Consider the following 14,504-nt stretch of genomic DNA (forward strand, 5'->3'; position numbering starts at 1 on the left):
ATTACCTCTTTCTGCCGAAATCGTCAAAGTTTTGTTTCAAAGCCCGCTCTACAGGAAGAATGCTGCCCATCAGCACCACCAGACCCAGCTTGAACCACAGCCGTCCGCAGGTCCGGTGGGCGAAGTTCCAGGCCTCCTGGCTCTTCATGGATCGGGCGGTGCGGTAGCCGAACAGGCCGTTGATGGTTTTTGGGGGCCGGGTCTGGAAGAGCCGGCCGAACACCAGCATAATCACGGGCAGCAGCAGATTCATGGCCAGACAGAAGATCCAGAAGCCCATCGTCCTCTCCCCTTTCCGCTGCCCGCAAACCCCTGTAGGGGCGACCTTTACGGTCGCCCGTTCATTTTATTAAAGACTCAGCTGGTCCATGCCCACCCCGCCGGGGACGGACAGGCCCAGGTGCTCATAGGCCCGCCGGGTGACGCACCGGCCTCTTGGGGTGCGGGTGAGGAAGCCCATCTGCATCAGATAGGGCTCGTACACGTCCTCCAGGGTGACGGCCTCCTCGTTGATGGTGGCGGCCAGAGTTTCCAGACCCACCGGGCCGCCGCCGTAGTGCTCGATGATGGAATGGAGCATCCGCCGGTCGATGGCGTCCAGCCCCAGGTGGTCCACCTCCAGGGCGGACAGGGCCACGTCGGCCACCTCCCGGGTGATGACGCCCCCCGCCTTTACCTGGGCAAAGTCCCGCACCCGGCGGAGCATCCGGTTGGCGATGCGGGGGGTGCCCCGGCTGCGCTTGGCGATCTCCATGGCGCCGTCGGGCTCGATGGGCACCTCCAGGATGCCCGCCGACCGGGTGACGATGAGGGCCAGTTCCTCCGGGGTGTACAGCTCCAGCCGCAGGGTCACCCCGAACCGGTCCCGCAGCGGGGCGGACAGCTGGCCCGCCCGGGTGGTGGCTCCGATAAGGGTGAACTTGGGCAGATCCAGCCGGATGGAGTTGGCGGAAGGCCCCTTGCCGATGATGATGTCGATGGCAAAGTCCTCCATGGCGGGGTATAAGATCTCCTCCACCGACCGGTTGAGCCGGTGGATCTCATCCACGAACAGAATATCGTTTTCCGCCAGATTGGTGAGCAGGGCGGCCAGATCGCCGGGCTTTTCGATGGCGGGGCCGGAGGTGATGCGGATGTTGACCCCCATCTCATTGGCGATGATGTTGGAGAGGGTGGTTTTGCCCAGGCCGGGCGGGCCGTGGAGCAGCACGTGGTCCAGGGGCTCATTTCTCATTTTGGCGGCCTGGATAAAGACCTCCAGGTTGCCCTTGGCCTTCTCCTGGCCGATGTATTCATGTAAGGTTTTGGGCCGCAGGGAGCCCTCGTTCTCATCATCCCGGGTAAGGGATGTGGTCACCAGAGGCTCCTCGGTCTCAAATCCGTCTTCAGAAAATGCAATGCTCAAAGTCTCACTTCCTTATCCCTGCCAGCCGTCCAGCAGCTCCTCCACCTGGTCCAGGAAGGCGCCCTCTCCCAGGGTGTTGATCTTGAACAGCACGGCCTGACTGCCGCCGGAGGTGATGGCGGACACAAAAACCCGGTTCCCCTCCCCTACCAGGGTCAGGTTCAGGCTCACACGGTTGCCGCCGATCATGCTGTACCGCTCATACACCCGGACGGCGCACCGGAAGCCCGCGCCGTCGTACTCGCTGCCGTCCTCCCAGCTGGCGGAGGCGCTGCCGTTCAAAATACCGTTGTGGAGATAGTTCAGCAATGAATTGAAATTGCCGGTGAGATGCCGTTCCAGTTTGGCCATGATGGTTCCTCCCTTCGGGGAATTACCCCTTTACCATTTTCTTCAGGGCCTGCTTGATGATGTCCTCCAGGCTGAGGGTATCCACGTCGATCCCCTTGAGGGCCATGCCGATCTCGGTCTGGGAGTAGCCCAGCACCGCCAGGGCGGCGGCGGCCTCGGAGGACTTGTTCTCCGGGATGACGGTGACGCCGGTGCCGCCGTAGCGCTCGCCTCCCGGGCTGATCTGGCCCTTGGCCAGCTTATCCTTTAATTCCAGAATGATGCGCTGGGCGATCTTTTTGCCGATGCCCTGGGCCACGGTGAGGGCCTTCTCGTCCCCGGTGATGATGCTCATGGCCAGGGACTCGGGGGTGGCGGAGGACAGGATGGACAGAGCCGCCTTGGGGCCTACGCCGGACACTGAGATCAGAAGCTGAAAGCAGTTGAGCTCGTTCTCGGTGGCAAAGCCGTAGAGCTCCATGGCGTCCTCCCGGACGTTCAGGTGGGTGAACAGCTTGGCACTCTCCCCCTTTTTTAGGCGGGCCAGGGTGTTGTTGGTGGTGCGGCAGGCGTAGCCCACCCCGCCGCAGTCGATGACCGCCAGATAGGGGGCGGTGTGGGCCACGGTTCCTTTGACATAATAAAACATAATGGTAAACTCCTAACGACGTGCGTCATACCGGCCGCTGCCCGGCCGGTTGGCGTCGGGGCTCTGGAGCCGGGAGGTGAACGAGCGGGCGTGGCACAGGGCGATGGCCACCGCGTCGGCGGCGTCGTCCGGCTTGGGCACGGCCTTCAGGTTCAAAAGCCGCTTTGTCATGTCCATGACCTGCCGTTTTTCCGCCTTGCCGTAGCCCACCACCGCCTGCTTCACCTGGCTGGGGGTGTATTCGTAGATGGGCACCCCATGGCGCTCCGCCGCCAGCAGCAGCACCCCACGGGCCTGGGCCACGCCGATGCCGGTGGTGATGTTGTTGTTGAAGAAGAGCTCCTCGATGGCCATGGCGTCGGGCTGGAACTGCTCCAGCAGCTGGTCCATGTCGTTGGAGATCTGGAGGAGCCGGGCGGGCAGGCTCTCCCCTGCCGGGGTGGTGATGGCGCCGCACTGGACCATCCGGGCCCTGCCCCCCGCCGCCTCCACCAGGCCGAAACCAACGATGGCAAAGCCGGGGTCGATCCCTAAAATCAGCATGGTGTGCCTTCCCTTTCTGTATGCTATACAGAGAATATTGTATCACGGCGGCGGATAGGGCGCAAGGAGGAAATGGGGGAAGCAGAAAGAGGAGACGGCACAGCCGTCTCCTCTGTTCAGACTCAGATTTTGGCGCAGATGAGGTCGCCCATCTGCTTGGTGCCGATGGGGGTGACGCCCGGCTCGGCGATGTCGGCGGTGCGCCAGCCCTCGGCCAGCACAGCGTCCACGGCGGCCTCCACCGCGTCGGCCTCGGCGGCCAGGTGGAAGGAGTAGCGGAACATCATAGCCACCGACAGGATGGTGGCGATGGGGTTGGCCTTGTCCTGGCCGGCGATGTCGGGGGCGGAGCCGTGGATGGGCTCGTACAGGCCGGGTGCGGTGTCGCCGATGGAGGCGGAGGGCAGCAGGCCGATGGAGCCGGTGACCATGCTTGCCTCGTCGGACAGGATGTCGCCGAACATATTCTCGGTGACCACCACGTCAAACTGGCCGGGGTCCCGCACCAGCTGCATGGCGCAGTTGTCTACCAGCACGTCCTCGTACTCCACGTCGGCGTACTCCTCCGCCAGCCGGTGCATGACGCTCCGCCACAGCCGGGAGGTCTCCAGCACGTTGGCCTTGTCCACGGAGGACACCTTCTTCCGGCGCAGCCGGGCCAGCTCGAAGGCGCGGCGGCCGATGCGCTCGATCTCCTTTTCGGAGTAGGCCATCCGGTCGGCGGCTTCCATGCCCCGGTCCTCGGTCTGGTACTTCTCCCGCTGGCCGAAGTAGATGCCGCCGGTGAGCTCACGGACCATCATCAGGTCGATGCCCTTCTCGGCGGTCTCCTTCTTCAGAGGGCAGGCGTCGGCCATGGCGGGCCGCAGAGCGGCGGGGCGCAGGTTGGCGTACAGGCCCAGGTCCTTGCGGATGGCCAGCAGAGCGGTCTCAGGCCGCTGCTCGGCGGGCTTGTCGCTCCCCCACTTGGGGCCGCCCACGGCGCCCAGCAGGACGGCGTCGCAGGCCTTGCACTTCTCGGCGGTGCCGTCGGGGTAGCTCTTCCCCACCGCGTCGGTGGCGCAGCCGCCCAGCAGCACGTCCTCATAGGTGAAGCTGTGACCGAACTTTTTGCCCACGGCCTCCAGCACCTTGACGGCCTCGTTTACCACCTCGGGGCCGATGCCGTCGCCCCGGATCAAAGCGATTTTATAATTCATTTGGCCACACCTCGCGCTTTCAGGGAGTTGAGCAGGCCGCCGGCCTGGATGATGTTGTCCACGAAGGCCGGGAAGGGGGCGGCCTGCCAGGTCTTGCCCTGGGTCTCGTCGGTAATGGTGCCGGCGGCGAAGTCCACGCTCACCGTGTCCCCCGCCTGGATGGCGGCGGCAGCCTCGGCGCTCTCCATGATGGGCAGGCCGATGTTGATGGCGTTGCGGTAGAAGATGCGGGCGAAGGAGGGGGCGATGACGCACTTCACGCCGCAGGCCTTGATGGACAGGGGCGCATGCTCCCGGGAGGAGCCGCAGCCGAAGTTGGCACCGGCCACGATGATGTCTCCCTCCTCCACGGTGGAGGCGAAGTTGGCGTCAATGTCCTCCATGCAGTGGGAGGCCAGGGATTTCTCGTCGGGGGCGTTGAGGTACCGGGCGGGAATGATCACGTCGGTATCCACGTTGTCGCCGTACTTATATACTTTCATGCCTGAAAACCTCCTTACAGCTTCCGGGGATCGGCCACGCAGCCTGCCACCGCGGAGGCGGCGGCCACGGCGGGGTTGGCCAGAATGATCTCGGAGGACACGGGGCCCATGCGGCCCACGAAGTTGCGGTTGGTGGTGGAGATGGCCCGCTCGTTGTCGGAGAGCACGCCCATGTGGCCGCCCAGGCAGGGGCCGCAGGTGGGGGTGGACACGGCGCAGCCGGCCTCGATGAAGATCTGGATCAGGCCCTCGGCCATGGCGTCCAGGGTGATCTGCTGGGTGGCGGGGATGACGATGCAGCGCACGCCCTCGGCCACCTTGCGGCCCTTGAGCACCGCCGCGGCCTGCCGCAGGTCGTCCAGACGGCCGTTGGTGCAGGAGCCGATGACCACCTGGTCGATGTGGGTGCCCTCTACCTGGCCGATGGTGCGGGTGTTGGAGGGCAGATGGGGCAGGGCCACCGTGGGCTGGAGGGTATTGAGGTCAATGACGATCTCCTGGTCGTACACCGCGTCGGGATCGGCCTCCGCGGCCTCCCAATCCCGGGTCACCCGGCCCTGAAGATAGGCACGGGTCTTGTCGTCCACCGGGAAGATGCCGTTCTTGGCGCCCGCCTCGATGGCCATGTTGGCGATGGTGAAGCGGTCGTCCATGGACAGCTCCCCTACCCCTTCCCCGGCAAACTCCAGGGACTTGTACAGAGCGCCGTCCACGCCGATCTGGCCGATCAGGTGGAGGATCACGTCCTTGCCGGACACATAGGGCTGGAGCTTGCCGGTCAGGGTGACCTTGATGGCGGCGGGCACCTTGAACCAGGCAAGGCCGGTGGCCATGCCGGCGGCCATGTCGGTGGAGCCCACGCCGGTGGAGAACATGCCCACGGCGCCGTAAGTACAGGTGTGGGAGTCGGCGCCGATCATGCACTCGCCGGGGGCGGTGAGGCCCTTTTCCGGCAGCAGGGCGTGCTCCACGCCCATGCAGCCCACGTCGTAGAAGTGGGTGATGTTGTATTCCTTGGCAAACTCCCGGGCCTGGGCGCACAGCTGGGCGGACTTGATGTCCTTGCAGGGGGTGGAGTGGTCCAGTACCAGGGCGATCTTGTCTTTATCAAATACCTGGGTCAGTCCCGCCTTGCGGAACTCGGTGATGGCGACGGGCGCGGTGATGTCGTTGCCCAGCACCAGGTCCAGCTTGGCCTCCACCAGCTGGCCGGGTACCACCTGGTCCAGTCCGGCGTGGCGGGCCAGGATCTTTTGGGTCATGGTCATTCCCATACGAGGGCGCCTCCTTATTTCTTGTTGGTATGAGGATACCATACCCCCTTGCCACAAGAATGTAAACCATGCTACAATCTAAACACAGGGACGGAACTCCCCCGCCCCACAGCCAACCGTTTGAAAGGAGGCAGCCGCCATGCTGCGCAACATCTGGACCCCTCTGGCCGACGGCCAGCCCGTCCTGTGCAAGGAGCCCGGGGAGCTGATCTATCTCCAGGACACCCGGGCGGATTGCTTTTATTACATTGTATCGGGCACCGCCAAGTGCTTCATCTCCTCCCCCGAGGGGGAAGAGCGCATCCTCACCCTCCCCCACGCCGGCGAGCTGATGGGCGAGGCGGCCTTCTTCGACGGCCAGCCCCGGGTGTCCTCCGCCATGGCGGTGACCCGCTGCCATCTGGTGGCGGTGGACCGGCAACACCTGACCCAGGTCTTTGCCGCCCATCCCGATCTGGCCATTGCCATGCTGGAGGACCTGGCCCGCCGGGTGCGAATGCTCTCCGGCCATGTGGATGGGGACTTCCTCCAGGCGGACAAGCGCATCGCCCGCCACCTGCTGTCCATCCTGCCCTGGCCGGAGGACACGGTGCGCTGCACCCATGAGGAGATCGGCGCCTCGGTGGGGGTGAGCCGGGTGACGGTGAGCCGGGTGCTGGGTGAGTTCGACAAAAAGGGCTGGATCAAGACCGGCTACAAGAGCCTGCACCTGACCAACCGGCAGGGCCTGGAGGAATTTTTGACCAACGGCTGAGGGCTTGAATCTGTGCATATTGACTATTTAAAACCACAATCACAAAAGTTGTTTTGATATCTTGACGAAGCTCTTGTCCTAGGTTAAGATACGTTTAAGGAAACTTGGTTCCGCTCCTGAGTTTAAGGAAAGAGGAGGAGGCGCCCATGCAGCAGTAAGCATCTCACGCAGCGGGCATTCTTGGCCCGCAAGGACCCCTTGCGCAATCCCCATTTGTACAAGGAAAATAAGGAGGCATCGATCATGACCACAAGGACCCGTTCCCGTGCCCGTGTTCTTTCCCTGCTTTTGGCCCTGAGCATGCTGCTCTCTATGAGCGTTCTTTCTTCCGCCGCGGAGCCGGCCACCCTGACCCTCTCCGACCAGACCCTGGCCCTGGTGGACCGTGACCAGGCCTTTGCCGCCACCCTGACGGTGGATTCCTCCCAGCTGGGGGGCGCCGATCCCGCCCAGTGGGCCAAGGACCTGAAATGGTACCTGACCCGGGACAAGGCCTTCCAGGATACCGACATCTACCCCTACTACTATACCGGCGACCGTCTGGACCTGTGGCAGGTCTGGAACGGCGGCGAGGGAGGCAAGGCCCTGTTTACCCTGGGTGAGGTCACCGCCCGCCAGGAGGGCGGCAAGGTCATCGTCACCCTGCCCTTCACCGCTGATTCCTTCATCGGCATCAACGGCGCCTCCACCAGCGGGCGCAACGTGTGGCCCAGCTTCATTGGCGACTACACCTTCTCCGTCCGCAGCGGGGACACCACCCTGGCCTCCGCCGTCATGACGGTGAACGCCTACGACACCTATACCCGCTATGACGACATCGACGAGGAGATCCGGGACATCATGGCCGACGCCCTGCCCGGCCGCTACCTCAACGTCACCACCTTCGGCCAGAGCGAGGGCGGCCGTGACCAGTATTATGTCACTCTGTCCGACAGCAAGGCCTCGGTGGACGCTTTTCAGCAGATGAACGCCATCGCGGAGACCGACCCGGCCTCCCTGATGCTCAAGCTGGACAACGGCACTCTGGGTGCCTATCGGGTCCCCTTCTTCCTGAATAACGTCCACCCCGACGAGGACCCCGGCGTGGACGCCCAGCTCAATCTGCTGCGGGCCCTGGCCACCCAGGAGACCATCAGCTACAACACCCTCACCGGGTTCCTGGATTCTGACGTGGACATCTCCTCCATGTTTGCCAAGGACGTGGTGGATCTGGGCATCTCCGGCCTGGGCTCCCAGAAGTTCACCGCCGACGCCGACGGCAAGATCCGCAACAACACCGGTGTCAACGATGCCAGCGAGCTGTACACCATCAGCGAGGACATCACGCTGAAGGTGGACGACATTCTGGACGACATCATCTTTGTCATCTGCCCCAACGAGAACCCCGACGGGCGCACCTACAACGCCCGGCGCAACGACAACGGCTTCGACCTGAACCGTGACGCCTCCAACCAGACCCAGAACGAGACCACCAACCTGGTGCAGGTCATCAACGACTGGAACCCCGTGGTCTTCGCCGAGCTCCACGGCTACATGGACGAGTTCCTGGTGGAGCCCTGTACCCCTCCCCATGAGCCCAACCTGGAGTACGATCTGCTGGTGAAGAACTTCGCTCTGGGCGCCGAGGCCTTCGGCACCGCCGCTCTGGGCACCATGTCCGCCACCCGTGAGGACCACCCGGACACCCTGTTCTGGTCCTACTACACCCCCCTGCGTGACGACTATGATCCCTCCACCATGCACTGGTCCGCCTGGGACGATCTGTGCACCAACTACGGCCCCAGCTACGCCATGCTCAACTGCGGCGCTCTGGGCTACACCATTGAGACCCCCTACAACAACCAGGCTTCCACCGACCTGTTCGAGTACGGTATCTACGGCCTGATCGACTACGTCATGGACAACAAGGACGACATCTACCGCAACCAGCTGGAGTTCTTCCGCCGGGGCGTGGAGAACGAGGACCATCGGGACAAGATGGAGAAGTGGTATGTGGACGTGAACAACAACAAGCTGGATGAGGACACCTGGCGGGTGCCCTACGCCCAGAACAACAACTACTTCCCCGAGTACTATGTCATCCCCGTGGATTCCGCCTCCCAGCGGGATGTGGCCGACGCCTACGAGATGGGCGAGTTCCTGCTGCGCAACGGCGTGCGGCTGTCCAAGCTGACGGCTGACGTCTATGTGGACGGAGTCACCTACAAGGCCGGCTCCCTGGTGGTGGATATGGCCCAGGCCAAGCGCAACTATGCCAACGCCGTGCTGTGGCAGGGCGCCGACGCCTCCAACTCCGGCTTCCCCGAGCTCTACTCCGAGTCGGTGTCCAACTTCCCCGCTATGCGCGGCTTTGACTGCACCGCCATTGCCAAGCCCGGCGCCTTTGACGGCAAGCTGACCGCTGTCACCACCGTGTCCGGCGCCTCCCAGCTCACCGGCACCTCCGGTGACATCGTCATCCTGTCCAACAGCGGCAACGAGGCCGTCCGTGCGGTCAACGCCCTGCTGGACAGCGGCAAGACCGTGGGCATGATCACTGACGGCGACAACAAGGGCGACTTCGTTCTGTCCTACGCCGACTATACCTCCGTGGCGGGCAAGTACATCCTCTCCGCCGCCCGGGTGAGCCAGATGCCTCAGGCCAGCGCCATCGAGAAGCCCACCGTCTTCCTGGCCGGCCGCTACGCTCCCTTCTCCGGCAACGCCGTCACCGAGGGCTACTTCTCCAAGTGGTTCAGCAAGGGCTACGGCTTCATCAACTACCGCAACGTCTACAGCAACGGCACCTCCAACTATGATGTGATGGCCTTTGCCGACCAGCTGGGCTTCACCATCACCGACGATCCCGCCAAGGCCGACGTGATCGTGGGCAACGTGGCCCTCAACCAGGGCGAGGCCGGCGCCGCCGCCGTGGCCGCCGTCAAGGGCGGCACGCCCTACATCGCCACCGGCTCCAGCCCCCTGAAGTACATCTCTGAGAACCTGGTGACCGATCTCAAGTATAACACCCTGGGTATGGAGGCACTCCACACCGTCACCTATCCCACCGACAGCCTGACCACCGCCAGCTATGTGGCCGATCAGGACTATGTGACGTACACCTATAACTGCGGCGTGCTCACCCAGGTGCCCGACGGCGCTCAGGTGCTCATCCAGGCCGCAGCAAAGGACAGCTTCATCGCCGGCTGCTGCCTCAATGAGGACGGCACCCCCATCGACAACTTTGTGGAGGCCATTTCTCTGGAGCGCAACGGCATGGATCTGACCATCTTTGCCAACTCCGTGAACAACCGTGCCCATCAGCAGGACGACTACCGCTATGTGACCAACACCATTTATGCCAAGATGCTCTCTGACCAGCCCCTCACCGCCGAGGACCTGGGCAGCCAGAGCCAGCAGCCCCAGACCAGCTTCACCGACGTGCCCGCCGACCACTGGGCGGCGGAGGGCGTGGCCTTTGTCAGCGGCAAGGGTCTCATGTCCGGCACCGGCAGCTCCACCTTCTCCCCCACCATGCCCCTCTCCCGGGGTATGCTGGTCACCATCCTCTTCCGCCTCAGCGGTGAGGACGTGCCCACCGGCGCTTCCTTTACCGACGTGCCCGCCGGTCAGTGGTTCTCCGACGGGGTGGCCTGGGCCTCCGCCAACGGCATCGTGGGCGGCTACGGCGACGGCCGCTTCGGTCCCAACGACAGCATCACCCGTGAGCAGTTTGCCACCATTCTGTATCGCTACGCCCAGTATGCCAAGCTGGACACCTCCGCCTCCGGCAATCTCGCCGGCTTCGCCGACGGTGCCTCCGTCTCCGCCTGGGCGGCGGATGGCCTGAGCTGGGCGGTGGGTGAGCAGCTCATCACCGGCAAGACGGGCAACCTGCTGGATCCCACCGGCCAGGCCAGCCGTGCCGAGGCCGCTGTCATCCTCCAGCGCTTCCTGGACACCTGATTGAGAGTGTCGAAAAAGTGGCGCGGCCACTTTTTCGAGTGGGATGCAGTCTGCCGCATGCAGATTTTGTCCGCCAAAGGCGAACAAAACCCACACTTGCAGCCTGAGACGTGTTTTCAGCCACGCACATGTCGCGGCTGAAAACGGATTTGACTTTATTCGCGCCTGCGGGCGCGAACTCTGCGAGGCTTTTTTAACAAGCTGAAAATGGCCGCCCATTGGGCGGCCATTTTCCATGGAAATCCTCTCTCAGATTTTCTTTTTCCTACAAAATTCTTTCTTTGGACTGTACATCCTGCATTTCAGCCAGTATAATGAGTTCTGCAAATGAGAGAAAACCCGATTTATGGGGAGGAATTGGATTTGTTCACCATCAAAAGCTACGTGTTTCCCGAGACTTTGGAGGAAGCTGACGAGCTGCTCCAGCGGGACGCCCGGAACAGCGCCATTCTGGGCGGCTGCTGCTGGCTGAAACTGGGCCGCCGCATCAGCCGCGCCATCGACCTGTCCCGGCTGGGCCTGGACCAGATCGAGGTCAAGGACGGCTTTTTGGAGCTGGGGGCCTCGGTCACCCTCCATCAGCTGGAGACCCACCCCGCCGTCACGTCCCGCTTTGACGGCATTCTGGGAGAATGCGTGTCCCACATCGTGGGGGTGCCCTTCCGTAACTGCGCCACCGTGGGGGGCTCTGTCTTTTCCCGGTTCGGCTTCTCCGACCTGACCTGCGCCCTGCTGGCCCTGGACGCCTCCGTGGTGCTCTACCGGGGCGGTGAGCAGCCCCTGGCGGAGTTCATGGCCTCCCCCATCGCCTTTGACGACATTCTGCTGAAGGTGCGGGTGCGGGACGACGGCCGCCGGGCCGCCTACCAGAGCGTCCGCCGCTCCACCACCGACTTCCCCACCCTGGCGGCGGCGGTGAGCTGCCTGGGCGGCCAGTGGACCGTGTCGGTGGGAGCCCGTCCCGCCCGGGCGGTGCGCTGTGAGACCGCCGCCGCCTGCCTCAACGAGGGCAAGGGGGCCGCTGCCGCCGGACAGGCGGCCGCCGACGAGCTGACCTACGGCACCGACCTGCGGGCCGGGGCGGACTACCGGAAGAAGCTGGCTGCCGTGCTGGTGCGCCGGGCGGCAGAGCAGTGCATGGAGGAGAACAAGGGATGAAAGTCAAGATCACCGTCAACGGGATGCTGTACAACAAGCACATCCCCAACGATATGATGCTGCTGGAGTTTCTGCGCAAGTACGGCTACGTCAGCGTGAAGCGGGGCTGCGACACCAGCAACTGCGGCCTGTGTACCGTGTGGGTGGAGGGCAAGCCGGTGCTGTCCTGCTCCTACCCCGCCGCCCGGGCCGACGGCCTCCACGTCACCACCCTGGAGGGCGTGAAGGACGAGGCCGCCTCCTTCGGCCGGTACATGACCGCCCAGGGCGCCGAGCAGTGCGGCTATTGCAGCCCCGGCTTCATCATGGCGGTGCTGGCCATGCGCCGGGAGCTCACCGACCCCACCGAGGAGGAGATCTCCAACTATCTGGCGGGCAACCTGTGCCGCTGCTCCGGCTATGCCGGTCAGACCCGGGCCCTGCGGGCCTGGCTCCACGACAAGCCCTGGGAGAAGGAGGGTCAGGCATGAATCTGAAATACGTCAATCAGGCCATCCCCAAGCTGGACGGCGCCGCCCTCACCGGCGGCAAGGGCGTGTACACCGAGGACATGGTGCCCCGGGACTGCCTGGTGGTGCAGGTGCTCCGCAGCCCCCACGCCCACGCCCGCATCAAGTCCATCCGCAAGGACGCCGCCAGCCGTGTGCCCGGCATCTCCTGCATCCTGACCTGGGAGGACGTGCCCCAGATCCGCTATACCCTGGCCGGCCAGTCCTATCCGGAGCCCTCCCCCTATGACCGCTATATCCTGGAGCGCACCGTCCGCTATGTGGGTGACCCGGTGGCCATCGTGGCCGGCCGGGACAAGGACTGCGTGGCCCGTGCCATGCGGATGATCCAGGTGAAGTACGACATTCTGGAGCCGGTGCTGGACTTTGAGACCGCCCTGGACAACCCCATCGTAGTCCATCCGGAGGAGGACTACTTCCACCACTTCGACATCGGCGGCGACCAAAAGCGCAACCTGGTGTCCAGCGGCTGCGATTCTGACGGCGACGTGGAGGCCGCCCTGGCCGCCTGCGACGTGGTGGTGGACCGTACCTACTACACCAAGGCCAACGCCCAGGCCATGATGGAGACCTTCCGCACCTACACCTATCTGGACTACAACCGGCGGCTCAACGTGGTCACCTCCACCCAGGTGCCCTTCCACTGCCGCCGCACCATCGCCCGGGCCCTGGGCCTGCCCAAGAACATGGTGCGGGTGGTGAAGCCCCGCATCGGCGGCGGCTTCGGTGCCAAGCAGACCCTGGTCAGCGAGCTCTTCCCCGCCCTGGTCACCCTGCGCACCGGCAAGCCCGCCAAGATCGTCTACACCCGGAAGGAGTCCTTCCAGGCCTCCAACAGCCGCCACCAGATGCGGGTCCACGTGAAGGTGGGCGCCATGAAGGACGGCACCATCAAGGCGGTGGACATGCACGCTCTGTCCAACGCCGGCGCCTACGGCGAGCACGCCTCCACCACCATCGGGCTGGTGGGCCACAAGAGCATCCCCCTCTATGCCCGGCAGGCCGCCTTCCGCTTCTCCTGGGACGTGGTGTATACCAACACCATGGCCGCCGGCGCCTTCCGGGGCTACGGCGCCACCCAGGGCTGCTTTGCCATGGAGTCGGCCATCAATGAGCTGGCCGAGAAGCTGAACATGGACCCGGCCCAGCTGCGGCTCATGAACCTGCCCCATGTGGGAGAGAACATGGCCGCCTACTACAACGAGCCCCTCACCAGCTGCAAGCTGCCCCAGTGCATTGAGCGGGGCATGGAGATGATCGGCTGGAAGGGAAAATACCCCTGCGTCAAGGTGGACGACCACCGTGTCCGGGGCGTGGGCATGGCGGTGACCATGCAGGGCTCCGGCATCTCCGCCATCGACACCGCGTCGGTGACCATCAAGCTCAACGACGACGGCTATTATACCCTGATGATCGGTGCCACCGACATGGGCACCGGCTGTGACACCATTCTGGCCCAGATGGCCGCCGAGATCCTCAACTGCCCCATGGAGCGCATCACCGTGGACGGGGTGGACACCGACCACTCCCCCTTCGACACCGGTTCCTACGCCTCCAGCACCACCTACGTCACCGGCGCGGCTGTGGTGAAGGCCTGCACCGAGCTGGGCGAGAAGATCGCCGCTGAGGGCGCCCGCCGCCTGAACATCCACCCCGAGCGGGCGGAGTTTGACGGGGACAGGGTGTACGACCGCACCAACCCGGAGAACGCCGTCACCCTGGACAAGCTGGCCCAGGATCTGGTGGTGGGCGAGGGCACCCAGTGGCTCACCGCCACCGCCAGCCATTGCAGCCCCACCTCTCCCCCGCCCTTCATGGCGGGCTTTGCCGAGGTGGAAGTGGACCTGGAGACCGGCGAAACCCGCGTCGTGGACTATGTGGGCGTGGTGGACTGCGGTACCGTGGTCAACAAGAACCTGGCCCGGGTCCAGGCCGAGGGCGGCATCGCCCAGGGCATCGGCATGGCCCTGCTGGAGGACATCAACTACGACCCCAAGGGCCAGATGGTCAACTCCACCTTTATGACCTATAAGATCCCCTGCCGCACCGATGTGCCCGAGATCCGGGTGGACTTCGAGGAAAGCTACGAGCCCAACGGTCCCTTCGGCGCCAAATCCATCGGCGAGGTGGTCATCAATACCCCCTCCCCCGCCATCGCCCAGGCGGTGTACAACGCCACCGGCGTGCGGGTGCGCTCCCTGCCCATCACCGCCGAGAAGATCCTCATGGGCCGGGAAATCTGATCGAAAACCTCAT

The 14,504-nt window shown here is 64.2% G+C and carries 13 protein-coding genes; 5 read left to right on the forward strand and 8 right to left on the reverse strand.

Translation table 11 applies throughout. The features are described 5' to 3' along the window. Window position 1: 1 nt before the first annotated feature. The 8 genes from B5G34_RS03125 to leuC all read right to left on the reverse strand — a co-directional run bounded on the left by B5G34_RS03125 (window position 2) and on the right by leuC (window position 5,882). The gene (locus B5G34_RS03125) at window positions 2-280 is read right to left on the reverse strand and encodes an SdpI family protein (RefSeq protein WP_087334127.1); all 279 of its coding nucleotides are present in this window, start codon (window positions 278-280) and stop codon (window positions 2-4) included. Between the two features lie 69 nt (window positions 281-349). Further along, entirely contained in the window at window positions 350-1,405 is a 1,056-nt protein-coding gene (gene ruvB / locus B5G34_RS03130) for a Holliday junction branch migration DNA helicase RuvB (RefSeq protein ID WP_087334129.1), read from the reverse strand. A 12-nt stretch (window positions 1,406-1,417) separates the two neighbouring features. After that, on the reverse strand, window positions 1,418-1,756 hold the full coding sequence (locus tag B5G34_RS03135) for a DUF6054 family protein (protein ID WP_087334130.1): 339 nt from the start codon (window positions 1,754-1,756) through the stop codon (window positions 1,418-1,420). Between the two features lie 22 nt (window positions 1,757-1,778). Further along, a complete protein-coding gene (gene ruvA, locus B5G34_RS03140) occupies window positions 1,779-2,384 on the reverse strand; it encodes a Holliday junction branch migration protein RuvA (protein WP_087334132.1) in 606 nt (201 codons plus the stop codon). A 12-nt stretch (window positions 2,385-2,396) separates the two neighbouring features. Beyond that, window positions 2,397-2,927, reverse strand: a complete 531-nt coding sequence (gene ruvC, locus B5G34_RS03145) for a crossover junction endodeoxyribonuclease RuvC (protein WP_087334133.1) — start codon at window positions 2,925-2,927, stop codon at window positions 2,397-2,399. A gap of 122 nt (window positions 2,928-3,049) precedes the next feature. Next, a complete protein-coding gene (gene leuB / locus B5G34_RS03150) occupies window positions 3,050-4,126 on the reverse strand; it encodes a 3-isopropylmalate dehydrogenase (RefSeq protein WP_087334135.1) in 1,077 nt (358 codons plus the stop codon). Then, on the reverse strand, window positions 4,123-4,608 hold the full coding sequence (locus tag B5G34_RS03155) for a 3-isopropylmalate dehydratase small subunit (protein ID WP_087334136.1): 486 nt from the start codon (window positions 4,606-4,608) through the stop codon (window positions 4,123-4,125). Before B5G34_RS03155 ends, leuB begins: the two co-directional genes overlap by 4 nt. A 14-nt stretch (window positions 4,609-4,622) precedes the next feature. After that, on the reverse strand, window positions 4,623-5,882 hold the full coding sequence (leuC, locus tag B5G34_RS03160) for a 3-isopropylmalate dehydratase large subunit (RefSeq protein WP_087334138.1): 1,260 nt from the start codon (window positions 5,880-5,882) through the stop codon (window positions 4,623-4,625). A 139-nt stretch (window positions 5,883-6,021) separates the two neighbouring features. Here leuC and B5G34_RS03165 point away from each other — a divergent pair, with 139 nt between their 5' ends. The 5 genes from B5G34_RS03165 (at window position 6,022) to B5G34_RS03185 (ending at window position 14,491) form a co-directional block, all read left to right on the forward strand. Continuing rightward, window positions 6,022-6,636 carry a Crp/Fnr family transcriptional regulator gene (locus tag B5G34_RS03165; protein ID WP_087334140.1) on the forward strand — a complete coding sequence of 205 codons (615 nt, stop codon included), beginning with the start codon at window positions 6,022-6,024 and terminating at the stop codon, window positions 6,634-6,636. 243 nt (window positions 6,637-6,879) lie between these two features. After that, window positions 6,880-10,581, forward strand: coding sequence for an S-layer homology domain-containing protein (locus tag B5G34_RS03170; protein WP_087334142.1), 3,702 nt, complete (start codon window positions 6,880-6,882; stop codon window positions 10,579-10,581). Between the two features lie 363 nt (window positions 10,582-10,944). Then, window positions 10,945-11,739, forward strand: coding sequence for an FAD binding domain-containing protein (locus B5G34_RS03175; protein WP_242956779.1), 795 nt, complete (start codon window positions 10,945-10,947; stop codon window positions 11,737-11,739). Then, window positions 11,736-12,209, forward strand: a complete 474-nt coding sequence (locus B5G34_RS03180) for a 2Fe-2S iron-sulfur cluster-binding protein (protein WP_087268644.1) — start codon at window positions 11,736-11,738, stop codon at window positions 12,207-12,209. The genes B5G34_RS03175 and B5G34_RS03180 overlap by 4 nt, the downstream gene beginning before the upstream one ends. 2 nt (window positions 12,210-12,211) lie before the next feature. Continuing rightward, entirely contained in the window at window positions 12,212-14,491 is a 2,280-nt protein-coding gene (locus B5G34_RS03185; RefSeq protein WP_343286550.1) for a molybdopterin cofactor-binding domain-containing protein, read from the forward strand. The last annotated feature ends 13 nt before the right edge of the window (window positions 14,492-14,504 follow it).

Source organism: Flavonifractor sp. An82, from assembly GCF_002159265.1.
Classification (GTDB): domain Bacteria; phylum Bacillota; class Clostridia; order Oscillospirales; family Oscillospiraceae; genus Flavonifractor.